We start from the raw sequence: 24,239 nt of genomic DNA, 5'->3' as shown, positions 1-24,239 counted from the left end.
CTCGCGTTGTTTTTGTTTCCCGACAAGGCCATAATGTGAACAAATTTAACCCGTAGCTAAATCGAAACCCCAATAGGGGATTGTGTGTGGGTAAAACCCGGGGCAACCCAAATGCTTGAATTCGATACGGTCAGCAAGTCCTTCTGGACCGGCACCCAGCGCAAGGTGATCCTTGACCGGGTGTCTTTCCGTGTTGATCTGGGGGAATCTCTGGGCATTCTCGCGCCCAATGGCACCGGAAAAACCACCCTGATCAAGATGATGGCCGGTCTGGAAAAGCCGGACGAGGGCGAGATTCGGCGCGGGTGCCGAATTTCCTTCCCGCTGGGTTATATGGGCGGTGTGATCTCGAAAATCAGCGCGCGGGAAAATGCCCGCTACATCGCGCGGCTCTACGGGCTTGATCCAGACTATGTCGAAAGCTTCTGCCGCTGGCTTTGCGGTCTGGAGGAGTATTTCGATCAGCCCATCGGCACCTATTCCTCCGGCATGCGTGCGCGGTTCACCTTCTCTTTGATGCTTGCTCTCGATTTCGACATGTACCTGATCGACGAAGGCATGCCGAACTCCACCGATGTGGAGTTCAACCGCAAGGCGGGCGATGTTCTGGCCGAACGCCTGCGCACCACGACAATCATCATTGTCAGCCATCAGGCGAATATCCTTGAGAAATTCGCCCGCAAAGCCGCCGTCCTGATGGACGGGCGCTTGCATATGTTCGAAACCTTGGAAGAAGCGAAGCAGCTCTATGACTACGAAACCCAAGGCTAAGAAATTCCGCGTCCGCAAGGAGCCGGTTTCCGGGGCAGATGCTCCGGCCAAGCCTGTGGACGCCGCGCCGCAGGCGAGCGCGGTGCGCCCTGATCCCGCGCCTCGCCCCGAAGCAAAACCCAAAGAGCCCCCGGCCCGCAGCGGTCGGGTCGACAGCGCAGCCCAGGTTGCCGGTGAGACCGACATCGAGGCGATCCGCCGCGAAGGGTTGACCGGCAGGCAGCTGCGTATGGCGCGCCGTGTCGCGCAAAAGAACGGCCTCGCGCCCACCTCCGATTTCGACGCGGTGCGCCTGCTGCGTGCGCGCGGCATTGATCCGTTCCAGCGGGCAAGCACGCTTGAGCTTGTGGTGGCGGAGCCGGATGGCAAGGCCAAACCTGCCGCCGATCCTGCCGCGCAAACCGCGCGGTCCGAGGCCAAGGTGCACCTCCCGCAAACCGTTGCCGTTGAAAAGAAACCCCAGCTTCCCAGCACCGAAACCGTCAGCCCGGCAGAGCGCCGCGCGGCCGAGATCATGCAGATCCAGAAGGATCTCTCCAGTCGCCGCCGGAAGAAAATGCTGCTCTTGCTCACGCGGCTTGCCTTCTTCGTCGGTCTGCCGACGTTGATCGCCGGCTATTATTTCTATTTCGTCGCAACGCCGATGTACTCGACCAAGTCGGAGTTTCTCATCCTCAAGGCGGAAAACTCCGGCGGTGCGGTCGGCTCGCTCTTCTCCGGTACCCAGTTCGCCACCAATCAGGACGCCATCGCGGTGCAAAGTTACCTGACGTCGAAGGACGCCATGCTGCGGCTCGATCAGGACGTGGGGTTCAAGGCGCACTACACGCAAGAGTTCATTGATCCGATTCAGCGGTTGCCGGACACGCCCTCCAACGAAGAGGCCTACAAGCTCTACAAGCAGAACATCGAGATCGGCTACGATCCCACGGAGGGTGTGATCCGCATGGAGATCATGGCCGCCGACGCCGAAACTGCCGCCGAATTCAGCCGCGCGCTGATCGGTTACGCCGAAGACCGGGTCGATGCCCTCTCGCTGCGCAAACGCTCCAACGCGGTCAAGGACGCCGAAGAGGGGCTAATCGACGCCGACAACGCCCGGCGCGAAGCGCAGGAAAAACTTGTTCGTTTGCAACAGGATGGAAACATCCTTGATCCGCAGGGCCGCATTGCCGCGCTGCGAACCCAGATCAACACCTATGAGCTGCAATTGCAGGAAAAGCGGCTTCAGCTTCAGGCTTTGCTCGACAACGCCCGCCCCAACCGCGCCAAGGTTGAAGGCGCGCAAGGCGATGTGCGGCGTCTGGAGGCGCTCCTGGTCGAGTTGAATTCCCAGATGACCTCTGCCACCTCGGGCGAGGACTCGCTGGCCGAAAAAGCGGTCCAGATCCAACTGGCCGAAGCTGATCTCGCGACCCGCGATCTCATGCTTCAAACCGCTCTCGAACGGCTCGAACAGGCGCGCCGGGATGCGGACACGCAGGCGCGGTATCTGACCACCTCCGTGGAACCGGTCGCCTCCGAGGACCCGAGTTATCCGCGCAAGTTCGAGAACACGATCCTCGCCTTCCTGATCTTTGCCGGGGCTTACCTGATGGTCTCCCTGACCGCCTCGATCCTGCGCGAGCAGGTGACCAGCTGATCGTGAACGCCCGGCCGTTTTGACTTGCGTCAGGCTGGGCTATGATCAGTGTATGCAGCCGCTTGCCGACGACATCCGAGCCTGCCAGCTCTGCGCTGACCGGTTTGCCGCCACCGAAACCGGCCATGCTCCGCGTCCGGTGTTTCGCGGCTTGCCCAGCGCGCGGCTCCTGATCGCGGGTCAGGCGCCGGGCGCGCGTGTGCACGAAAGCGGTCTGCCCTTCACGGACCCTTCGGGAGACCGTTTGCGCGATTGGCTCGGTCTGGATAACGCGGCCTTCTACGATGAGGCCCGCGTCGCCATTTTGCCCATGGCCTTCTGCTTTCCCGGCTACCGGAAGGGCGCGGACCTGCCGCCGCCGCCGATTTGCGCGCGGACATGGCGTAGCAAACTGCTCGCGGCCTATCCAGACATCGCGCTCACCCTCGCCGTGGGTGGCTATGCGCAGAAGTATCATTTGCCCAAGGCCGGCCCCGTGACGGCCACTGTCGCCGCATGGCGCGACCATCTTCCGCACATCATCCCCTTGCCCCACCCGTCCTGGCGCAATACCGCTTGGCTGAAGAAAAACCCCTGGTTCGAGGCCGAGCTCTTGCCGGTTCTGCGGGCCCGCGTTGCAGAGGTGATGCGCCATGATAACCCCGATTGACACCGCCCACGCAGCGATGGAAGCCGCGCCGGATGACGATGCCGCGCGCCTGCGCTTCTATGAGAGACTCGCGGATGCGGAGCTTTTTGTCATGCTGGCCGAAGAGCCGCAGGGCGAAAACGTCACGCCGGAAATCTTCGACGTGCAGGACGCCCGCTTTGTTCTCGCATTTGACCTTGAGGACCGTCTGTCCGGGTTTGCAGGCCGCGCCGTGCCTTACGTGGCGCTTTCGGGCCGGGTTTTGGCGCGGATGCTGGTGGGGCAGGGCATTGGCGTTGCGCTGAACCTCGAACAGGCGCCTTCCTCCATCCTGCTGCCGGAAACGGCGCTGGGCTGGCTGGTTGAAACGCTCGACCATGGCCCATCCGAAGACGAAGCCCGCCCGCAAACCGTGGCCGCCCCGAGCAACCTGCCGGAAAAGCTCCTGACCGCCCTCGATGCCAAGCTCTCCACCGCCGCCGGGCTTGCCCGAAAGGCCTATCTTGCAGAGGTCACCTACGAGGGCGGCGCGCGCGGGCATCTGCTGGGGATCACCGGCGCGGTGCCGGGGGCCGAAAACGCCCTGGCGCAGGCTATCAATGAAGCGTTGGTTTTCTCCGGTCTCGAAGCCGGGGCGCTCGATGTTGTGTTCCTGCCGGACAACGATCCATTGGCCGCGCAAATCGCCGGGGTCGCCCTGCGCTTTGATCTGCCGGAGCCGGAGCAGCCTGCAGAGGTCGAGCGCATCGCGCCCGGCAGCGATCCGGAAAAACCGCCGATCCTGCGCTGATCACGCTAAAAGCGCCTGCCTCAAAGTCGGCAAGGTATCCCCGTCCGCCGGAGTCGCTTCCCAGACCGCGCGCGAAATCGCCCGCGCAAGGCAGAGGCTCGCCGCATGACCCATCATCGGCAGCAGCACCTCGGGCGCGTCCAGCGCCCGCGTTCCCGTACTCGCCGCAAAGACAATATCGCCATCCAGCGGGCTGTGGCTGGGCTGAATGGCGCGGGCCATGCCGTCATGCGCCGCCGTGGCCATGCGGTGGCACTGCGCCTTGTCGAGCGCCGCGTCCGTGGCGACAATCGCGATGGTCGTGTTCCCAAGCGCGGCCATGGCGGCGAGCTTCCTGCTCGGCGGCAGAGGGTGAAACCCAACCGCAGGATCAGGCCCAAGCCCTCCGAACTCGCTGTCCATCTCGGCTTGTGCCGCCCAGAAATGCCGCCCCGACGGCGTTGTCACGCTGCCCATCGGGTTAACGGCGACCAGAGCGCCAACCGTCGTGCCATCGTCCAGAACCACGCTGGCCGAGCCAAGCCCGCCTTTATGCTGCGCAGTCTGCGCGCCGGTGCCTGCGCCGTGACTGCCGATTTCAAAGGTCTCGTCGGCATTTTGCAAAGCCGCCCGCCCAAGCGCCGGATAGGGGTTTTCGCCCCAGTCTTTGTCGCCGCCATTCAGGAGATCAAACAGGATCGCGGCAGGCACAATCGGCACCCGCGCCGACAACACCGGAAAGCCACGCCCGGTACGGTGCAACTCGTCCATGACCCCCTGCGCCGCCGCCAACCCAAAGGCACTGCCCCCCGACAGCACAAGCGCATCGGCCCCCGGCGCGGTTTTGTCCGGGGCCAGCAGATCTGTCTCCCGCGTCCCCGGCGCGCCGCCCATGACGCAAACCGAGGCGGTAAACGGCTGATCGGCGGTCAGAACGGTGGTGCCGGATTTGATCGCGAGATCCGCGGCATTGCCAACGCGCAAGCCCGCGATGTCGGTGATCAGGTTCTTGGGGCCGGGGCGCATGGGTCTGTTTCCTTGAATGGGTGCAACCGCACCACGATTGTCGAGGGCGTGGCCGTCGTCATTTTCATCTCATGAAAAAGCGACCTTGGCCACTGGCCGAAAAACATGGGAGTTTCTCGTCCTAGATACACCTTCCACCGTCCACTTCCATGCAGACGCCGGTGATCATGCTGGCCTCGTCCGAACAGAGGTACAGCGCCGCGTTGGCCATGTCCTCGGGCGTGGAAAACCGGCCCAGCGGAATGGTCGACAGGAACTTGGCCCGCATCTCGGGCGTGTCTTCCCCCATGAAGCTCTTGAGCAGAGGCGTCTCCCCCGCGACCGGGTTGAGCGCGTTTACCCGCAGGCCGAAGGGGGCCAGCTCAACCGCCATGGTCTTTGTCGCCGTGTTCACCCAGCCCTTTGAGGCGTTGTACCAGTTCAGGTTCGGACGCGGCGAGAGGCCCGCAGTCGAGGAAATATTAAGGATATTGCCGCTCCCGCGCGCCTTCATATGCGGCACAAGCGCTTTCGCGCCGAGGTAGATCGACTTGCAGTTCACCGCCATGACGCGGTCAAAATCCTCTTCGCTGATCTCTTCCAGGGGCGCGGGCAGATGGGTGACCCCGGCATTGTTCACCAGTATATCGACCTGCCCCATGACATCGACCGCCCGTTCCATCATCGCGCTGACACTGGCCCCGTCGGCAACATCCACGGTATGCGCAATGCCGCCGTATTCCTCGGCCACGCCGCGCGCGTGTTCCTCGCGAATATCGGCCACCATGACCTGCGCGCCTTCAGAGATGAAGCGCCGCGCAATCCCGGCCCCAAAGCCGGAGCCCGCCCCGGTGACAATGGCGTATTTGCCTTCCAAACGCATCGTCTCTCTCCTTTAATACGTGGCCCGCCCGCCCGATTGATCAAACACCGCTCCGGTGGTGAAAGACGCCTCCGCCGAGGTCAGCCAACACACCATAGCGGCAATCTCTTCGGGCGTGCCAAACCTGTTCATCGGGATCTTCGATTTCATGTAAGCGATGTGCTCTGCCGTCATTTGATCGAAAATCGGGCTTTCCACGGCGGCAGGGGCGACGGCGTTGACTGTGATCTCCGTGTCGCACAGTTCCTTGCCTAGGGATTTCGTCAGCCCGATCACCGCCGCCTTTGAGGCCGAGTAAGCCGAGGCGTTCGGATTGCCTTCCTTGCCAGCAACAGAGGCAATGTTGACGATACGGCCAAAGCCACCCGGGCGCATCAGCGCGGCGGCATATTTGTTGCAGTAGAACAGCCCGTTGACGTTCAGGTTCTGGACGTTCAGCCAATCCTCCAACGGATAGTCGATCACCGTGGTGTTCGGCCCGGTGATCCCGGCTGAGCACACCAGCGTGTCGAGCCCGCCCATGGCCTGCATGTCCTCCGCCATGCCTGCCTCTACCGCCGCCGCGTCGGTCACGTCGATCTGACGCGGGCGCAGCCCGTCCTGTGCAGCCGCATCAAGGTTTTCGGCGCTGATATCCCAGAGCGTCACGCGCGCGCCTTCCGAGGCCATGCGCCGCGCAATGGCGAGGCCAATGCCCGATGCGCCTCCGGTGATGATAGCTTTGCGGTTCTCAAATCTCATGCCCAGTCCTCCTTGCCATCACATTGGCCGGGGGCGCGAAGCAGGTCCAGCGAAATTTGGTATACCATTTTCATAAGATCATCCGTGCCGCGCCGCGACGGTCTTCAACGTCGAAAACCCGTAGAGCGCTTCAAAGCCTTTTTCTCGCCCATGCCCGCTTTTACCGACCCCGCCAAAAGGCAGTTCAACCCCGCCGCCCGCACCGTAGTTGTTGATGAACACCTGACCCGAGCGCAGCGCCTTGGCGAGCCGCATTTGCCGCGCGCCTTTTTCGGTCCAGACCGACGCCACAAGCCCGTACTCCGTGCCATTGGCGATCTTCAGGGCCTCGTCTTCGCTGTCAAAGGGGATGATCACTTGCACAGGGCCAAAAATCTCGTCCTGCGCCAAAGCATGCCCCGGAAGGGCCGGACCATAGAGCCGCGCGGCAACAAAATGGCCCGGCCCATCCGGGGCGACGCATTCCGCGATCAGAGGCAGGTCCTTTGCCTTGTCAAAGAAGGCCTCTACCCGGGACCTTTGCCGAGCGTTGATCAGTGGCCCGATGTCAGGGTCTTCCATCGCCGCGCCGATACGCTTGGCGCGGTAGGCCTCGGCCATGCGCTCTGCGACCTCTGCCAACCGAGAGCGGTGGACCAATATGCGCGACGAAGCCGAGCAGGTCTGCCCGGCATTTTGCAGGCCCGCATTCACCAGAAACGGCAGTGCCGCATCCAAATCCGCATCCTCGAACACGATCTGCGGCGATTTCCCGCCCAGTTCCAGCGTCACCGGCACCACGTTTGCCCCTGCCGCGATCTGCACCGCGCTGCCGGTGGCCACCGATCCGGTAAAGCTCAGGTGCTGAATGCCCGGATGCACCGCAAGCGCGGCCCCGGCTTCGCGCCCAAGACCCGGCACCACGTTCAGCGCCCCGTCCGGCAACCCGGCTTTCTGCGCCAGCCAGGCAAAGAAAAGCGCGGTCAGGCAGGCATCCTCCGCCGGTTTCAACACGCAGGCATTGCCCATGGCCAGTGCCGCCCCGACAGAGCGGCCAATGATCTGCATCGGGTAATTCCACGGCACGATATGGCCCGTGACCCCATGCGGCTCGCGCAGGGTATAGACGGTGTAGCCGTCCATATAGGGGATCGTCGCACCGTGGATTTTATCCGCCGCGCCGCCATAAAACTCGCAATAGCGGGCAAGGGCGACGGCATCGGCGCGCGCTTGGGTCACGGGTTTGCCCACGTCGAGCGCTTCAAGGGTTGTCAGGATGTCCACATGCTCCAGCACTAGCTGCCCCAACCGCGTCAGAAGCCGCCCACGCTCCAAGGCCGTTTCCTGTCCCCAAACGCCATCGCGCGCGGCCTCGGCGGCATGAACAGCGGTGTCCACATCCGCGACGCTGGCCTTGGCAATCTGGCACAGCGGCGTGTCCGTCGACGGATTGGAGAGGGTCAGCGTCTCGCCCGGCGGCACCCATGCCCCGCCGATCAGCATATGAGAGGGATCAAATGGAAGATCAGGCAGCATGGAAGTCTCCGATGTCAGGCAAGCGCGGCGCGGCGGCGATCAGGTTCTGCGTGTAGGGGTGCTCGGGCGCATCAAAGACCCGCTCGGTCGGGCCTTCTTCGACGATCCGGCCTTTTTGCATGACCAGAACACGGTCCGTGATGGAGCGCACGACGCCAAGATCGTGCGAGATAAACAGATAGGTCAGCCCATATTCGCGGCTGAGATCGGCCATCAGATCAAGGATCGTCGCCCGCACCCGCACATCCAGCGCCGAAACCGCTTCGTCAAACAGGATCAGCTTGGGCCGGATGATCAGCGCGCGGGCGATGGCGATGCGCTGGCGCTGGCCGCCGGAGAAGGCGTGGATGTGTTTGTGCTGATCGTCCGGCGTGAGACCAACCGCCGTCAACGCCTCGGCAATGGCCCTTTCGCGCTCCGCCCCGACGGGCGGTTTGTTCAGCAGATGGAATGGTTCAGTGATCAGCCGCGAGACCCGGTGGCGCGGGTTGAAACTGCCGTAGGGGTCCTGAAAAACCACCTGCATCTGCCGCTGCACATCGCGGTTCGGCCTGCCGTGGGTGAAGACCGGTTCCCCGTTCAGGGTGATCTCGCCGCCCTGAATGGGCTCCAACCCGAGAATGGCGCGCGTCAGCGTGGACTTGCCGCAGCCCGACTCTCCCACCAAACCAACGCGCTCGCCGGTGTTGATCTCCAGACTGACACCGTTGACCGCGCGAAACGCAGGCCGTTTCGCAAAGGGGCGCGGGCGGGGCAGGGGGTAGTCCCGGTTGATGCCGCGCACGCTCAGGAGCGGCGTGCCCGAGGCGGCCTCAGGCAGCTGTGCCTTGTGCCAGGAGGCGTCAAACAGCGCGCGGGTGTAGGGGTGCCGCATCCGGGCAAACAGCTCGGCTGTCGGCGCATGTTCGACGATGTTGCCCGATTGCATGACCGCGATGTGATCGGCCATTTCACCCACCACGGCGAGATCATGGGTGATCATCATCAAGGCCATGCCCTCGGATTTTACCAGCGATTTCAAAAGATCGAGGATCTGCGCCTGCGTGGTCACGTCAAGGGCCGTTGTCGGCTCATCCGCAATCAACAGGGCAGGGCGCAGGGCAATCGCCATGGCAATCGCGACGCGCTGCCTCTGCCCCCCGGAAAGCTCATGCGGATAGCGCGAGAGCGGCATGTCGAGGCCAACCTTCCGCAACACCGCGCGCGCCTGCTCTTCCGCCCTGTTGGGCGGCTTCGCGTGAATGCGGATCGTCTCGGCCACCTGCCGCCCGATTGTGTGCAGCGGATTGAGCGCCGTCATCGGCTCCTGAAAGATCATCCCGATCTGCTGCCCGCGCACCTGCGTCAGCGCTTTTTCGGGCATCTCCAGAAGGTTCTGACATTCGAACTGAATGGTCCCGGAGGCGTCCATCACGCTTGGCAACAGCCCCATGCAGGCCAGCGCCGTCATAGATTTGCCAGACCCGCTTTCGCCGGTCAGCGCGGTGATTTCCCCGGCTTTCAGAGGCAGGGAAATGCCGTTCAGGATCGGCTTGCCATGGGCGCGGATCGTCAGGTTCTGAATGTCGAGCAAAACCCCCGTCATGTCCGGAGCACCTTCAGCTTGGGATCAAGCGCATCGCGCAGCCCATCCCCCATGAGGTTCAGGCCCAGCACCATGAACACAATCGCCAACCCCGGCATCAAGGCCACATGCGGCGCAAGCGCCACCATGGTCTGCGCATCCGCCAGCATCCGTCCCCAGCTTGGAACCGGCGGCTGCGCGCCAAGGCCGACATAGGACAGCCCCGCCTCGGCCAGAATGCCGAGGGAGAACTGAATGGTGCCTTGCACGATCAGCAAGTTCAGGATGTTGGGCAGGATATGTTCACCGCTGATCCGCGCCTTGGATTTCCCGGCGGTGCGCGCCGCGAGGATGAAATCCCGCGACCAAAGTGACAGCGCCGCGCCCCGGCTCAGGCGGGCAAACACCGGGATGTTGAAAATCCCGATGGCGATGATCGCATTGACCGCGCCGGGGCCAAAAATGGCGGTGATCAGGATGGCAATGACAAGGCTCGGAAAAGCAAAAACCAGATCGTTGGCGCGCGAGATCAGCTCATCCACCAGCCCTCCGTGCCGCGCCGCCGCCATCAGGCCAAGCGGTACACCAAAACCCATGCCGATCCCCACTGCAACCAAGGCCACCGCAATCGAGGTGCGCGCGCCCGCCATGATCAGCGAGAGAATATCGCGGCCAAAATGGTCCGTGCCGAGCAGATGCGCCGCGCTAGGCGGCTTCAGGCGCTGGGCGATCACCATCGCTTCGGTGTCGTATGGCGTCCAGACGAAGGACAATAGCGCGCCGCCCAGAAACAGCAGCGACAAGGCCGCGCCGAGGATCAACGTCCGGTTCATGCGCGCCGCCTCAACCTTGGATCGACGATGGCGTAGGCCAGATCGGTCATGAAGTTCACCAGGATCACCGCAAAGACCAGCAGCATCACCACCGATTCAACCACGATCAGATCGCGCTGCGAAATGGATTGAAAGATCAGCCGCCCGAGGCCCGGCAGGTAAAACACCTGTTCAATGATGATCGCGCCTGCCAGCAGGAAGGAAAATTGCAGGCCAATGATGGTCAGCACCGGGATCAGCGCGTTGCGCAAGCCATGCCGCCACAGCGCCTGCCCGCGTGTGAGGCCCTTGGCGCGGGCGGTGCGGATGTAATCCTCACCCAGCGCATCAATCAATGACGAGCGCAGCACCCGCGCGAGGATCGCCGCCTGCGGCAGGGCGAGCGCGATGGCAGGCAGGGTCAGCGCCTTCATGGCCTGCACCGGGTCCTCCCATCCGGGAAAGCCGCCCGATGGCATGATCTGGAGCCGGATCGCAAACAGCAGTACAAGCAGCATGGCAAACCAGAAGTTCGGCACCGCCACGCCCAACTGCGTGGCCGCCATCACCCCCACATCCGCCGCCCTGCCCCGGCGCGAAGCGGCGATGATCCCGGCGGGCAGGGCGATGAGTGTGGACAGCGTCAAAGCGTACAGCGCCAGCGGCAGAGAGACCCAGAGCCTGTCTGCAATCATCCCCGATACCGGCGTACGGTACGTGTAGGATGTGCCAAAATCCCCGCTGAGCATCCCCGTAACCCAGCTCAGATACCGCTGCCAACGCGGCACATCGAGGCCAAGTTCCGCACGCAGAGCCGCCACCGTATCGGGCTGCGCATTGATGCCGAGCATATAGCTCGCCGGATCCCCCGGCGCGACTTCGACCACCAGAAAAATCACCAAAGACGCCGCAGCGAGGCTGAGGATCAAAGAGGTCAGTCGGCGCGTGAGGTAGACCAGCATAACCCGGAGCCTAAGCGCGGTTTTCGTTGCGGTCCAGCGGGTTGCACGCGTCAGAGACCACGCAGAAAATCCAGAACCGCCCGCGCCGTCTCTTCCGGGTGTTGATCGGGGAAGAAATGCCCGCCGGGGATGGCGGTACTTTGCATGCTGCTCAAACGATCCGCCCAGGTTTGCGGCACGTCATAGGCCTTGGCCATCGCACCATCCCCGCCATAAAGCACCAGCGCCGGGCAGTTCACCCGCTTGTCCAGATCAGCCGCATCCAGCGCGAAATCCACCTCTAATGCCGCCCGGTAGTCGTCACACATGCCGCGAATGGTCTCCGGATCCCGCCAGGCCGCGCGATAAGCGTCGAGTTGCTCCGGGTCGAAATCGGACAGCTTTGCCGCGCCCCATCCCAGCAGGCAGGACTCGTAATAGCCGTCCGGGTCGGCTTCGATTATGCCTTCCGGGAAAGGCTCCGGCTGGGCGAGGAAAAACCAATGATAATAGGCCTTGGCCACGCCCATGGTCAGCTCACTGAGCAGCAGGTGTGTCGGGACGATGTCCATCACCGTCAGGCTCAGCACGGCCTCCGCATGATCCAGCGCAAGCCGATGGCTCGTCCGCGCGCCCCGGTCATGACCCACAACATGGTACTGCGCAAACCCCAGATCCCGCATCAGAGCCACCATGTCACCGGCCATCTCGCGGAAACTGTAGTTTTCCACGCCCTTCGGCTTGCCGCTCTGACCATAGCCGCGCAGATCGGCGGCGATCACGGTGTAGTCCTGCGCCAGAACGGGCGCGATATGCGCCCACATCGCGCGGGTTTGCGGAAAGCCGTGCAGCAAGAGCAGCGGCGGGCCTTTGCCGCCGCGCTCATAGGCAATCTCAACGCCGTTCGGCGTGGCCCGATGGGCCTCGAAACCGGGGATATGAGACAGTCGTTGCAATGTCATCAGAGAACGGTGTGTTTACGAAAGACAGCGGACCGATGGAACTCCATGAATTGATTTTGCGCTTTGGTTAGGGAGACACTAGCGCTTGGATTGAGCCCAAGCTTCGTGAAGTCTTCTTTGTCTAAACACTTTGACAGCATTACGCGGCCTGACTCTTGGAAAGTTACCAGTCCTGTGTCGAACAGGCGGTCCCAAGTCGGCGATAGTAAAAGAGCATTGTCTGGCGAAAGAGCTTCCGTCGGGGACTGCCAGCACTGAGACCATGGTTTGATATGACTTGCCGTGAGTAATATGGGATCATTGACACCTGTGACCGAACAGGACTTATACCGCCGGAGAACTTCTGATCGAAATTTCCCTTGGCCAACGCGCGCTTTGGAGATCTGATCCCGAACCGTTGTTTCAAGGCGAGATACTTCGAAATCCATGAGGTTTCGTGCAGAACTCTCCTCTGAAAGCGCGATATGTTCCGGTAGTTTCCAATACGTGCGCTTCTGATTTAGTGCGGTAATGCCGTTGCGTTCACAAAATTTGAGAAAAGCGATCTCAAGCGGCTCGTTGGGTTGGTTGTATATTTGTCGAGGATGTGTTTCAGAGATGATTTTTCTGATTGATACAGTGGTATCCCAACCGTGCTTTGAAGCATTCGCCTCGTGTCGTGTAAAGGAATTTGAAGCGTACCCAATGAATCTGGAAGGTGCGAAATTTATTGCGTTGGAAGCCATGTAAGGTAGAAACACGCGCCCTCGAGAGATAAGGGCGCGGTACGTCTTTTGTGCGATCGGTTCGCGGCGGGCGGCCTCTAAGTAGAAAAGGTTGTTTCTGATCTCTTGAAGGCTGTTTACAAGCATAGTTTTCCTCGAGTGAACCAGTCCGCACATAGTAGACTGGTTAAACCAAACTACTCGGACCAGCTCACGCCGGTCAGATCGGTCGCCTGCGTCGGCTGGTTCTCCCACAATCCCTTGAGCCGCGCATCCGCCACGGTCGGAAAGGCCAGCTGGAACAGGTAGCCGTTGACGTAATCACGTGAGATCATCTCCTGCGCCTGCCGCAGGAGCGCGCTGCGCTGTTCGGGGTTCGTGGTTGCCGTGAGCGTTGTCATCAGCTCCTGAAACGCCGGGTTGTCGTACTGGAAATAGTAATCGGGCCGCGCATAGATGCCGATGTCAAACGGCTCCGTGTGCGAGACAATTGTCAGCCCGAAATCCTTGCCCCGGAACACCTCTTCGAGCCACTGCGCCCATTCGAGATTGGTAATTTCCGTCTCGATCCCCACCGCGCGCAGCTGCGCCGCGATGATCTCTCCGCCCCGGCGCGCATAAGACGGCGGCGGCAGTTTCAGCGTGGTGGTGAAGCCATCGGGGAAGCCCGCCTCGGCCAGCAAAGCCTTCGCCTTCTCGGGGTCATACGACGACATGCCGGTCAGATCGACGTAATCGGGATTGTGCGGCGCAAAATGCGTGCCGATGGGCGTGCCAAGACCAAACATCGCGCCATCAATGATGTCCTGCCGATTGATCGCATGGGCAATCGCCTCGCGCACCTTGGCGTTATCAAGCGGCGGCATCTTGTTGTTGGTCGAAAGGATTGTCTCCCCCTCAGTGGAGCCGGTCAGCACCTGAAAGCGAGGGTCCGCTTCGAACTGGATCAGGTTTTCGGGCGCCGGATAGCCGGCAAAAGCATCAATGTCCTGCGCCATCATCGCGGCAAAGGCCGCCGTCGGATCCGAGATGAACTTGAACGTCGCCTCGGTCAGCGCGGGCTTCTCGCCCCAATAGCTGTCATTTTGCACCAGCTTGATGCTGTCGCCCTGGGTCCAGGTGTCAAACTTGAACGGGCCGGTGCCAATGGGGGTCTGCTTGATCCCCTCGATGCTTTCGGGGGCCACGATCACCGCGTCGCCCCAGGCCATGTTGAACAGGAAGTTCCCGTCCGGCTGGCTCAGCGTGACCGTGACGGTCCTGGGATCGCTCGCCTCAACCATCGCGATCCCGCCAAACAGCGCCTTCTGCGCGTTCTGGCTGTCCTCGGCGCGGGCGCGATCGAGCGAGAATTTCACATCCTCCGCGTCCATCGCCGTGCCGTCATGAAAGCTGACGCCCTCCCGCAGATGGAAAGTATAGGTCAGCCCATCGGCGGAAATATCCCAACGCTCCGCAAGGCCCGGTTCCACCGATCCATCGGCCATAAACCGGGTCAGGCCCTCAAAAACATTCGAGTACAGCACCGAATCGATGGCCCCGGCGGCGGCGCTTGTCGGGTCCAGATGCGGCGGCTCCAACTGGAGCGCGATGGTCAGATCGGTCTGCTGTGCAAGGGCTGCGGTGCCGCTGAGCAGTGCTGCGGCAAGGGTCAGGCGAAAGGTCATGGCTTGGGCTCCCCGAGTTTTCTGATCCCGAGTGTTCCCCCATCGCGGGTTTCAATCAAGCCCCGGCGTGGAAATGCCCGGCTCTTGCCAAAGTTGCGCCATGACGGCTGGGTAGCGCTGGCCGAAAGGCAGGAGAGTTGCAACATGTTTGGCAAGTTGAAGCATTTTTTGAGTGGCAAGGCGGCAGAAGACGCCTTTGCGGCGCGCAAACAAGGCGGTGGCAGCCGGTATGGCGGCAACCCTTCGGGAGAGTCAAAGCCGCCCCGCACCGGCGCAGACGCCAACAATCCGCCGCCGCGGCTGGATCGGATCATCGTCCCGCAATCCGCCATGGACGCCCTCCCGGAGGATCACGGCCCGTTGGTGCAGGCGCTTGTCCGCTATACCAACCACATGACCGGCGAAGGCCGCTACAAGCGCACCGAACTGCCGCCGGCCGCGATTCAGGGCTTTCATTGCGATTACTATCTGGCGCAGGTCCTCAACGGCGGCCACGCGCAGTTTGTCGGCAACACGCGCAACCTGCTCGAAGAGACCCTGCGCGATGTGGTGGCCGGGCTGAAGGCGATGGGGGCGAAGGATTACCTCATTCTCGCCTTAGCCGCGCAGAAATGGACCCGCGAGAATCCCGAAGAGGCTTCCGCGCAAACCGGCTTTGAAGGCGGCATCGCGGATGCGCTGCAACGGCTGGACCGCCCGTTTTTCCAACTGGACCGCAAAACCCCGCTTCAGGGCTTCATCGCCGCGTGGATCGCACAGCATCCGCATCTGGAGGTGGTGCCGGACGCGGATTTGCCCGCAGCGTTGCAAGCTCTGGCGGAAGCCAACCCCGAACGCGCCCGCCGCAACGCCATCATCGAATGCGCCTCTATGGCAGGCCAGTTCGCCAATCCCCTGCAGGTCGGTACCGCCATGGGGTGCTGGCGGATCGGCGAGGCGGATTTCCTGCTTCAGATGGGAAATGGTTCGTTCAAGGAAATCGAAGGCCAGCAGCAAATGGCCTTCTTCCTGCGATGCCTGATGGGCGCGCGCTATGCCGTGCCGGTCGAAGGCAAAGGCGTGACGCTCTATGACTGCGTACAGCACGACAACCCGCATATGCCCAAGAACCCGTTTGACGCGTCCATGGACGACATCATGAAATACAAGGCCGATGCGCTGGGCGAGAAACTGGCTCATGTCAGCCAACAGGAGATCCTGACCGCGATGGACACTGCCGAAAAGCTCCAGGTTGGCGCTGCGATCCATCTGCTCAAGACCCGCATTCCGGACATGCAAACACTCCCGCCCCTGACAATCTCGCACGCCGGGCCGGGGCCGGACGGGGAGCCGCTTTTCACCTGTTGTTTCCCGCAAGACGGCGAGGGCTGGATGTTCAAGATCGCCGAGGTCGGGGCGCTCTTTATGAAACCGGGGAAGCGTTCGAAACCCGTCGCAACGGCCACCCGCGCCGAGATTGACTTCCACGCGGAAACCCACCGGATCGAGGGGCTGCGCTGACGCATTGCGCATTCCCCGCAGAAACTTCTGGTTCTGCGCTGCAGCAACTGATACACCCCCGCGCAACTTTATTGCGCGGAGGACCAGACCATGAGCGCGACGGCGAAAAAGCGGGCACCCCTGCCCGAGGACATCCTGGCACGCAAGGGCGGGGAGCCCATTGTCAGCCTGACCTGCTACACCACGCCGATGGCGGAGATCATGGATGAGCATGTCGATTTCGTCCTTGTTGGCGATTCCGTCGGCATGGTTTTGCACGGGCTGAAATCCACCGTCGAAGTCACGATGGAGATGATGATCCTGCACGGCAAAGCGGTCGCGCGGGGGCTGTCTTCGGCGATGCTTGTCGTCGACATGCCCTTCGGCAGCTACGAAGAAAGCCCGGAGCAGGCCTTTCGCAACGCCGCCCATATCATGCGCGAAACCGGCGCGGGCGCGGTCAAGCTTGAGGGTGGCACCCAAATGGCGCAGACCATCCGCTTCCTCGTGGATCGCGGCATTCCGGTGATGGCCCATGTCGGCCTCACCCCGCAGTCGATCAACACGCTGGGCGGCTACAAGGTGCAGGGACGCGGCGATGCCGGAGATGCGTTGATGGCCGATGCCCAGGCCGTGGCGGAGGCGGGCGCCTTCTCCGTTGTTCTGGAAAAAGTGCCGGAATCGCTGGCTGACAAGGTCACGGCAGAGGTGCCGATCCCGACCATCGGCATTGGCGCGTCTGCGGGCTGTGACGGCCAGATCCTCGTTCTGGACGACATGCTCGGCCTCTTCACGGCTTTCAAAGCCAAGTTCGTCAAACGTTTTGCCAATCTGGGCGAGGATGCAGGGGCCGCCATTGCCGACTATGCGCGCGCCGTCAAAGCCCGCGAGTTTCCCGGCCCCGAACATGTCTTCGGCGATGCCGCCCCCGGAGCCAAAAAATGATTGCGCCCATCATCCGCACAAAATCCGAATTGCGCGCCATGGTCAAAACCTGGCAGAAGGCGGGTGAGGTGGTTGGCGTGGTGCCGACCATGGGCGCGTTGCACGATGGCCACCTGAGCCTTGTCGCCGCCGCCAAGGCGGGATGCGATCGGGTGATTGTCACGATCTTCGTGAACCCAAAACAGTTCAACAATCCCTCCGATCTGGAAAACTACCCCCGCACCGAAGAGGACGACGCCCGCAAGCTGGAGCGTTTCTCGGTTGATGCGGTCTATGTGCCGGGCCCGGAGGAGATTTACCCCGAAGGTTTTGCCTCCACCGTCTCTGTTGCCGGTCTGACAGATGTGCTCTGCGGCGCGCACCGGCCCGGCCATTTTGACGGGGTGGCGACGGTTGTGACCAAGCTTTTCACGCAAACCCGCGCGGAACGCGCCTATTTCGGTGAAAAGGACTTCCAGCAATTGCAGGTGGTGCGCCGCCTGTCAGCGGATCTGGATCTTGACGTGGATGTGGTCGGTTGTCCGACAATCCGCGAAGAAGACGGGCTCGCCATGTCCTCGCGCAACCTGCTGATCTCGGACCGCGCGCGCGTCAAGGCACCGGCCTTGAACGAAGCGATGGAAGAGATGGCGGACGGTCTGCGCGCCGGTGGCACGGCGACAGAGCTTGCCGAAAAGGCGAGGGCAAGGATCCTCGCGGCAGGCTTCAACGAGGTCGAATACCTCGATCTGCGCGCCAACGACGATCTGCGCCTGCTCGAACGCCCCGAAGGTGACTGCCGCCTGCTGGCCGCCGCCTGGCTCGCCGGGGTCCGGCTGATCGACAATATCGCCGTTTAATCGAACCTCAGACGGGGCGCCTTGCCGAGCGGAATGATCCCAAGCGCAATGCGCCCCTTGTCAAAGCTGAAGGTCAGATCGAGCGTTTTCTTGTTGCCCGACAGCCCGGCGATAAGCCCGAACATCTCGCGCAGGATCGCAGTGACCTCGCCGGGCAAATCGCCATTGTCCTCGGCCCGATCCAGAAGATCGCGCCAGTTTTCCGCCCGCAATGTGCCGCTGCCATCAAGCCGCCCCTTACCGTCGATGTCCCAATCGCCGGTGGCCTTCAGCTGAACGTCGCCCGCGCGGTAGTCCGCCAGCGGAATGCTCAGCGCGGTGGGCTGAGGTCGCGCGCCCTTGAGCGCATCGCGGGTCCAGATGTCGTCAAACGCGGCCTCCGCCCGGAGCGAGACCGCATCGACTGTGCCGGTCGGCCCCATCGCGCCCGCCTTGCCGGCGATGCCTGCCGCATTCAAACCCAGCCGCACGATCCGGGGCTTTACCTCATCGACAGCCACACCCAGATCAAGCCCGGCAATCGCCACGCTCGCCGCGCCGGAGACATTCAACGTCACCGCCTCCACATTGCTGCGCAGGAAGGTATCGCCCTCCATCACCAAAGAGGCCCGCAAACCTTCGGAATTGATCCGGTACGTCCCGTCACGGGTGGTTACGCTCTGCGTCTCGGGCCATGCGAAAATCCAGTGGCCGGGGCTGTAGACCAGTGAAAACATCTGGAAAAACGGCGCTTCCCAGACCGTGCCGCGCTCCGGATCGGCGAGGATCAGATCGTCAAACTGCACATCCAGACGGTTCGGAAACCCCCTGACGGACATATCCGAATAGCTGGCCTCCCAACCGTCGCCTCGCCGCTCTTCGAACCACGCCTCGAGACTGCCGCGCAGGCTGTGTGCCTGCAAAAACCAGTAACCCGCCCAGAGGGCTGCAAGAGCCACGCTCAAAAACACCAACCGCTTCATCTGGCTTTGCCCCTTTGCAAACCGTTGCCAAGTGATGTCTACAGGGCGGAACAGGCGCGTGAAAGGGCAAGGAGACATTACGTGACGCTTTGGGTATTCGGCTACGGCTCTTTGCTCTGGAACCCCGGATTCGAGGTGGCCGAACAGCGCCACGCGCGGCTGGCGGACTATGCCCGCAGCTTCTGCATGCGCTCGATTCACCATCGCGGCAGCGAAGAGGAGCCTGGCCTCGTCCTCGCCCTCGACGCGCATCGCGGTGCGCTTTGTGATGGTGTGGCCTTCCGCGCTCAGCCCGGCACCGAAGACGAAACGCTCGCTTATCTGCGGGAACGCGAACTTGTCTCCGCCGCCTATGTCGAAAAAACCGTGACCCTCGATCTTGACGGCGGCGAACGGATTGATGCGCTGGCCTATGTCATTGACCGCGATCACGTCCAGTACTGCCGTCTCGCGCTGGAAGAACAGGCCGTCATCATCGCGCGGGCCGTCGGCGGGCGTGGTCCAAACACGGAATATCTCTACAACACCGCCACGCATCTGGCGGAACTGGGGATTCCCGATGCAGAACTCGATTGGCTGGTGGATCGGGTGCGGGTGCTGACCGCATAAACCCTTGGCTTAATGGTTTTTAAGCCTTAGCCTCTGTCCAGCAGAACAAACGTGTCAGGTGTCCGATGGACCAGCCGGACCTCGAGGCCGAGCTTCAATTTTCTCAACCCGTCCGGCAGGTGACGCTGATGCTGATCGTGCTGGGGCTGTCCGGTGCGGGCGCCTTTCTGGCGCTGCCCCGCGTCCTGCCGGTCTTCGAATCGAACCCTTATCTGAACGGCTTTATCCTGATCGTCTTTGTGATCGGCGTGCTGGCCTGTTTCTATCAGGTGGTCCAACTCATCGCCTCCGTGCGCTGGATCGAACGCTTTGCCCGCCCCGGCGACCAGCAGGGCAGCCGTGCGCAGGCGCCGCTTCTGCTGGCCCCGCTCGCCGCGCTTCTGCGCCGCCGTGACAAGCGGATGCAGATCACCACCACCTCGACCCGTTCGATCCTCGATTCCGTGGCCACCCGGATTGATGAGGCGCGCGAGATCACGCGCTACATTGTCAGCCTGCTGATTTTCCTCGGCCTTCTTGGCACCTTCTACGGGCTCGCCACCACCGTCCCCGCGCTTGTCGACACGATCCGCAGCCTTGCCCCCGAAGACGGGGAAAGCGGCGCGCAGGTTTTTGGCCGCTTGATGACCGGCCTGGAAAGCCAGCTTGGCGGCATGGGCGTTGCCTTTGCCTCCTCGCTCCTCGGCCTCGCCTGTTCGCTCATCGTCGGCCTGCTCGAACTCTTCGCAGGTCACGGCCAGAACCGCTTTTACCGCGAGCTTGAGGAATGGCTCTCCTCGATCACCCGCCTCGGTTTTTCCTCCGACGGGGATGGCCCGGACCTCGGGGCCGCCGGCGTGGTGCTGGATCGCATGGCCGAACAGATCGAAACCCTGCAGTACCTCTTCGCCCAATCCGAACAGGGCCGCTCGGAGGTAGACAGCCGCCTTGGCCAACTGGCCGATTCCGTCGAACGTATGACCGAACGCATGGAGGCCAGTGCCCCTTCCGCCACCGCGATGGCCCGCATCGCCGACGGTCAGGAACAGCTCGCCGAAGCCATCCGCTCCAAGGAAACAAGCGAAGGGCTCGATGCCGAAAGCCGCATGCGCCTGCGCTCCATCGACGTGCAAATGCTGCGCCTTCTCGAAGAGATCAGCGCCGGGCGGCAGGAAAGTATGGCCGAACTCAGGACCGACATTCACGCGATGTCGCGCCATCTTGCCACCATCGTGAAGCGGTCCGGGGGCTGATCCATGGCCCTTTCGCGCCGCACCGGGCAACGCTTTCAGGCGAACATCTGGCCGGGATTCGTGGATGCCATGACCGGGCTTCTGCTCGTTCTGACCTTTGTCCTGTCGATCTTCATGATCATCCAGTTTGTCCTACGCGAGACGATCACCGGGCAGGAAACCGAACTGAACACCCTCTCCAGTGAAATCGCCGCGCTGGCTCAGGCTCTTGGCGTGCAGGAACGGCGCAACACGGCCCTGACAAGCCAGCTTGGCGAATTGGAAAGCACGCTTTCGGACGCGGAAACCCAACTGGCCGATCAACTGCGCCTGATCGATACGCTGACCGCCACGCGGGACCGTCAGGCAGCAGATCTGGCCGCAGCCCGTCAGGACATCGCGGACCGGGACGCGGCGCTTGCCGATGCACAGGGGCAAATCACCGATTTCGAAGCGCGCGTGGCGACGCTCCTGTCCGAACGGGATGCAGCTCGTGACAACGTGGCTGAACTGACAACCGCCCGAGACGAGCTGACCGCGCGGCGCGAGGCCCTTGAAGCTCTGGTGGCGGACCTGCGCCGCGACAATGCCGACGCCACCGCCCAGATCACGGCCTTGAACACGCGCGTGGACGAGTTGGACCAGGCGCTGACCGCAGAAGAAGAACAGAAACTGCTTGAGGCAGAAGCTGCCGCCGCCCTGCGCGCCCGGCTGGAGAACGCGGACGCCGAACTCACCGCCATGACCCTCGCTCTCGAAGCGGAACGTGCGCGGGCCGAGGACACGCTGACCCTGCTCGCCGCCGCCCGCGAAGCGGAAAGCAACCTGAACGCCCGCCTCGCCGCCGCGCTTTTGGCGGGCGAAGAAGAGGCGCAGGGGCTTCAGGATCAACTGGATGCGGCCACGGCGGAAATCGCCCAGCTGTCTGCAACGCTCGCCGACACGCGGGCAGCAGGCGTGGAAACGGACACCCGCCTCGCCACCTTGCGCGAACAACTGGCCGAAGAGCAATCCGCTCGCGCCGCCGCAGAGCGCGCCTTGGCAGACGCCGAGGACGCCCGTGATGCAACCACCCGCGATCTGATTGCTGCGCGCGGCGCAACAACCGCGGCCGAATCCCGGCTTTCGGACCTTTCCGCGCAATTGGCCGCCGCCCTTGCCCGGCTGACCGAAGCCGAAAGCCTTCAGACGGAACTCGCCGCCCTGCGCGCCCGCAACACGGCCCTTGTCGCGGATCTGGCCACAGCCGAAGGCGCGGCGGCGGACGGCGGCGCAGCTCTGGCCGCCTTGCGTGAAGACACAGCAGCGCTTGAGGAAGAACTGACTTCAGCGCGCGGCGCACGCGCCGACGCGGTTTCTGCGCTGTCCGATCTGCGCGGGCAAAATGCGGACCTGCTCGCCCGGCTTGCCGCCGCCGAAGGGCGGGAAGACACGCAAGACACGCAGATCACAAGCCTTCAGGGGCAGCTCGCGCAGGTACAATCCGATCTTGAGGCCGCCGAATCCCGGGCAAGCGACAGCGCCGTGCGCATCGCGGCGCTGGAGGCTGAAAACGCGGCGCTCACGGACAAACTCGGGTCGGACAGCGACGCGGCAACGCTCACCGCCCAGACCCAAAGGCTTTCCGCTGAACTGGCCGCCGTCCGCGCCCGCGAAGCTGAGCGCGATGTGCTGATCTCCAACCTGCGGCAAGCCTTGGCCGAGGCAGAGGCCCGCGCCGCAGAGCGCGTCGATGATGCCCGGACCCTTGAGGAACGCCTCGCCGCCGCCCTTGCCGCGCGGTTCGAAAGTGAGGCCAGCGCCGAAGAAGTGCGCGAGCAACTGACCGCAGCACTGGCGGCTCAAAAAGCGGCGGAGACCCGGGCCGAGGAGCGTCTGTCCGAAGCCGAAGAGCGCCAGATCCTTCTGGCAGAAGCCCGCGAAAACCTCGCGCAATCGGACGAACGCGCCACGCAGGCTCAAAAACAGGCTGAGCTTCTCAACCAGCAGGTCGCCGCCCTGCGCAGCCAGCTTGGCCAACTTCAGGCGCTTCTGGACGAAAGCCGTGCCTCCGATGAGGCGGCCAAGGTCCAGCTTCAAAACCTCGGGTCCGAGTTGAACGCCGCGCTCGCCCGCGTTGCCGCCGAAGAACGCCGCCGCCGCCAGCTTGAAGAGGCCGAGCGCAAGCGTCTCGAAGAGCAGGCCCGCGATCTGGAGCGTTACCGCTCCGAGTTCTTTGGCCGTATGCGCGAAGTGCTCGGCGACCGCGAAGGCATCCGCATCGAGGGCGACCGCTTTGTCTTCTCCTCCGAAGTTCTGTTCCAGCTGGGCGACGCCGAGCTATCCGACGCAGGGCAGGCGGAAATCGCCAAGATCGCCGGGCTTCTCCGCGACATCGCCGATCAAATGCCAGACGGCATTGATTGGATTATCCGCGTCGACGGCCACACGGACGACATCCCCCTGCGTAGCAGCGCCCGTTTTCAGGACAACTGGGAACTCAGCCAGGAACGCGCGCTGTCCGTGGTGCGCTACATGGTGGATTTCCTCGGCATCCCGCCAAACCGCCTGTCCGCCAACGGCTTTGGCCAATACCAGCCGCTCAACCCGGCCAAAACACCCGAAGCCCGCGCCCAGAACCGCCGCATCGAACTCAAGCTGACCGAACGCTGACTTATTCTACGATCACATAGGCGTACCGTTTTCCAAGGAAACGCCCTTTTCGTGTCAGGGTAATCGCACCTGTATAGCGCCCTTTGGGCCAGCCGGCCTTCGGAGCCTTCCGCCCGAACGCCCGCATGAGGTTCTTCCTCGGCGCTTTCAGAATCTCGCTATGCGAAAACGCAACGCCGCCGGGCCCTTGAATGTCATACTCAACAAGATCGCCATGCTGGGCGAGAAACATATGGGCATACAGCACAATTGCATCGGTTTTGGTGACGGACGTACGGCGCGCGTCTCCGCTTTTGACGCTGTCAAAGCCCGGGACGGCATCCGTGAACCCGGCTGTGAAAAAACCCGTTGGCTGGTATGTGGGCGGGTCGTTCCAATAGCTGACGTCCGGCGCGCCGCATGTGCCCTCCGCCTGCTCCGGCCCAAACGGGTCCACGGGCCTGCCCTCCTTGGACAGCACGGCAAAATGCAGATGCGGAAAGTTGGTCAAACCGCTCAATCCGATCCGGCCAATTGTTTGCCCGGCCTCAACCGTTTGCCCCTGCGCGACACCAATCGAACCGGCGTCCAGATGACAATACAGCGTCTGCAAACCGCCTTCGTGTTTGATCCGAACACCGTTTCCGCAGGCGTTTTCTCCGGTAAACCGCTCATAAGGGGGCTGTCCTGCCACGCCATCCCGTGTTGCCGCGACGACGCCGGGCGCGGCGGCGCGCACGTCCACACCGCTTTCCAGGGCCTCGAAACTGCGCACCGCGAAGTCGATCCCGCGATGCCCGTCCCGTGTGCGAAAGCCGCAGGTGTGATCGGCCCGCCCGGGGCCGGGGTCCGTGTCGAAAAAGGTCTCGATATAGCAATCCTGACCCAGCGTGCAGGCAATGGGCAGATCCAAAAATGGTTCCGCCGCGAGAGGACCCGCGGCGGAAAGCAGTAAAGCA

General features: G+C 62.8%; 22 protein-coding genes. 10 read left to right on the top strand and 12 right to left on the bottom strand.

Annotation, left to right across the window (positions count from 1 at the left end; translation table 11 throughout):
• Window positions 1-111 precede the first annotated feature (111 nt).
• The 4 genes from E4662_RS12195 to E4662_RS12180 are packed head-to-tail and all read left to right on the top strand — an operon-like array spanning window position 112 to window position 3,831.
• The gene (locus tag E4662_RS12195; RefSeq protein ID WP_136441855.1) at window positions 112-771 is read left to right on the top strand and encodes an ABC transporter ATP-binding protein; all 660 of its coding nucleotides are present in this window, start codon (window positions 112-114) and stop codon (window positions 769-771) included.
• The gene (locus E4662_RS12190; protein WP_136441854.1) at window positions 749-2,413 is read left to right on the top strand and encodes a KpsE/RkpR family capsule polysaccharide export protein; all 1,665 of its coding nucleotides are present in this window, start codon (window positions 749-751) and stop codon (window positions 2,411-2,413) included. Before E4662_RS12195 ends, E4662_RS12190 begins: the two co-directional genes overlap by 23 nt.
• A 52-nt stretch (window positions 2,414-2,465) precedes the next feature.
• Window positions 2,466-3,062, top strand: coding sequence for a uracil-DNA glycosylase family protein (locus tag E4662_RS12185; protein ID WP_136441853.1), 597 nt, complete (start codon window positions 2,466-2,468; stop codon window positions 3,060-3,062).
• On the top strand, window positions 3,046-3,831 hold the full coding sequence (locus E4662_RS12180) for an SseB family protein (RefSeq protein WP_136441852.1): 786 nt from the start codon (window positions 3,046-3,048) through the stop codon (window positions 3,829-3,831). Before E4662_RS12185 ends, E4662_RS12180 begins: the two co-directional genes overlap by 17 nt.
• Here E4662_RS12180 and E4662_RS12175 read toward each other — a convergent pair whose 3' ends face one another.
• The 10 genes from E4662_RS12175 to E4662_RS12130 all read right to left on the bottom strand — a co-directional run bounded on the left by E4662_RS12175 (window position 3,832) and on the right by E4662_RS12130 (window position 14,604).
• On the bottom strand, window positions 3,832-4,836 hold the full coding sequence (locus E4662_RS12175; protein ID WP_136441851.1) for a P1 family peptidase: 1,005 nt from the start codon (window positions 4,834-4,836) through the stop codon (window positions 3,832-3,834). It abuts the gene before it with no gap.
• A gap of 121 nt (window positions 4,837-4,957) precedes the next feature.
• Window positions 4,958-5,698, bottom strand: a complete 741-nt coding sequence (locus tag E4662_RS12170; RefSeq protein WP_136441850.1) for an SDR family oxidoreductase — start codon at window positions 5,696-5,698, stop codon at window positions 4,958-4,960.
• A gap of 12 nt (window positions 5,699-5,710) precedes the next feature.
• Entirely contained in the window at window positions 5,711-6,439 is a 729-nt protein-coding gene (locus E4662_RS12165) for an SDR family NAD(P)-dependent oxidoreductase (protein ID WP_136441849.1), read from the bottom strand.
• A gap of 78 nt (window positions 6,440-6,517) precedes the next feature.
• Entirely contained in the window at window positions 6,518-7,954 is a 1,437-nt protein-coding gene (locus E4662_RS12160; protein ID WP_136441848.1) for an aldehyde dehydrogenase family protein, read from the bottom strand.
• On the bottom strand, window positions 7,944-9,539 hold the full coding sequence (locus tag E4662_RS12155) for an ABC transporter ATP-binding protein (RefSeq protein ID WP_136441847.1): 1,596 nt from the start codon (window positions 9,537-9,539) through the stop codon (window positions 7,944-7,946). The genes E4662_RS12160 and E4662_RS12155 overlap by 11 nt, the downstream gene beginning before the upstream one ends.
• Window positions 9,536-10,351, bottom strand: coding sequence for an ABC transporter permease (locus E4662_RS12150; protein WP_136441846.1), 816 nt, complete (start codon window positions 10,349-10,351; stop codon window positions 9,536-9,538). Before E4662_RS12150 ends, E4662_RS12155 begins: the two co-directional genes overlap by 4 nt.
• On the bottom strand, window positions 10,348-11,292 hold the full coding sequence (locus tag E4662_RS12145; protein ID WP_136441845.1) for an ABC transporter permease: 945 nt from the start codon (window positions 11,290-11,292) through the stop codon (window positions 10,348-10,350). The genes E4662_RS12150 and E4662_RS12145 overlap by 4 nt, the downstream gene beginning before the upstream one ends.
• A gap of 50 nt (window positions 11,293-11,342) precedes the next feature.
• Window positions 11,343-12,233 carry an alpha/beta fold hydrolase gene (locus E4662_RS12140; protein ID WP_136441844.1) on the bottom strand — a complete coding sequence of 297 codons (891 nt, stop codon included), beginning with the start codon at window positions 12,231-12,233 and terminating at the stop codon, window positions 11,343-11,345.
• On the bottom strand, window positions 12,233-13,084 hold the full coding sequence (locus tag E4662_RS12135) for an HNH endonuclease (RefSeq protein ID WP_168797964.1): 852 nt from the start codon (window positions 13,082-13,084) through the stop codon (window positions 12,233-12,235). Before E4662_RS12135 ends, E4662_RS12140 begins: the two co-directional genes overlap by 1 nt.
• Window positions 13,085-13,134: 50 nt before the next feature.
• A complete protein-coding gene (locus E4662_RS12130; protein WP_136441842.1) occupies window positions 13,135-14,604 on the bottom strand; it encodes an ABC transporter substrate-binding protein in 1,470 nt (489 codons plus the stop codon).
• A gap of 144 nt (window positions 14,605-14,748) precedes the next feature.
• Between E4662_RS12130 and E4662_RS12125 the strand changes: the two genes are divergently transcribed.
• The 3 genes from E4662_RS12125 to panC all read left to right on the top strand — a co-directional run bounded on the left by E4662_RS12125 (window position 14,749) and on the right by panC (window position 17,867).
• Complete coding sequence (locus tag E4662_RS12125; RefSeq protein ID WP_136441841.1) at window positions 14,749-16,104, top strand: DMP19 family protein; 1,356 nt, start codon at window positions 14,749-14,751, stop codon at window positions 16,102-16,104.
• Window positions 16,105-16,194: 90 nt separating this feature from the next.
• Window positions 16,195-17,028 (top strand): 3-methyl-2-oxobutanoate hydroxymethyltransferase, encoded by an 834-nt coding sequence (gene panB / locus E4662_RS12120; protein WP_136441840.1) that lies wholly within the window; start codon window positions 16,195-16,197, stop codon window positions 17,026-17,028.
• The gene (gene panC / locus E4662_RS12115; RefSeq protein WP_136441839.1) at window positions 17,025-17,867 is read left to right on the top strand and encodes a pantoate--beta-alanine ligase; all 843 of its coding nucleotides are present in this window, start codon (window positions 17,025-17,027) and stop codon (window positions 17,865-17,867) included. The genes panB and panC overlap by 4 nt, the downstream gene beginning before the upstream one ends.
• On the opposite strand, the gene E4662_RS12110 is transcribed toward panC, so the two are convergent.
• The gene (locus E4662_RS12110) at window positions 17,864-18,829 is read right to left on the bottom strand and encodes a DUF2125 domain-containing protein (RefSeq protein WP_168797963.1); all 966 of its coding nucleotides are present in this window, start codon (window positions 18,827-18,829) and stop codon (window positions 17,864-17,866) included. The two genes, panC and E4662_RS12110, sit on opposite strands and share 4 nt — an antisense overlap.
• Window positions 18,830-18,910: 81 nt before the next feature.
• Here E4662_RS12110 and E4662_RS12105 point away from each other — a divergent pair, with 81 nt between their 5' ends.
• The 3 genes from E4662_RS12105 to E4662_RS12095 all read left to right on the top strand — a co-directional run bounded on the left by E4662_RS12105 (window position 18,911) and on the right by E4662_RS12095 (window position 23,301).
• Window positions 18,911-19,438: a gamma-glutamylcyclotransferase gene (locus E4662_RS12105; protein ID WP_136441837.1), complete on the top strand. Its 528-nt coding sequence runs from the start codon at window positions 18,911-18,913 to the stop codon at window positions 19,436-19,438.
• 65 nt (window positions 19,439-19,503) lie between these two features.
• Complete coding sequence (locus E4662_RS12100) at window positions 19,504-20,670, top strand: biopolymer transporter ExbB (protein ID WP_136441836.1); 1,167 nt, start codon at window positions 19,504-19,506, stop codon at window positions 20,668-20,670.
• 3 nt (window positions 20,671-20,673) lie between these two features.
• The gene (locus E4662_RS12095) at window positions 20,674-23,301 is read left to right on the top strand and encodes a peptidoglycan -binding protein (protein ID WP_136441835.1); all 2,628 of its coding nucleotides are present in this window, start codon (window positions 20,674-20,676) and stop codon (window positions 23,299-23,301) included.
• Between the two features lies 1 nt (window position 23,302).
• Here the strand turns inward: E4662_RS12095 and E4662_RS12090 are convergent, their stop codons facing one another.
• On the bottom strand, window positions 23,303-24,193 hold the full coding sequence (locus E4662_RS12090) for a M23 family metallopeptidase (RefSeq protein ID WP_240705179.1): 891 nt from the start codon (window positions 24,191-24,193) through the stop codon (window positions 23,303-23,305).
• Window positions 24,194-24,239 lie beyond the last annotated feature (46 nt).

Origin of the sequence: Pacificoceanicola onchidii (assembly GCF_004804335.1) — a bacterium.
GTDB lineage: Bacteria > Pseudomonadota > Alphaproteobacteria > Rhodobacterales > Rhodobacteraceae > Pacificoceanicola > Pacificoceanicola onchidii.
The sequence above is the reverse complement of the archived record's forward strand: the minus strand, read 5'-3'. Positions and strand labels throughout refer to the sequence as shown.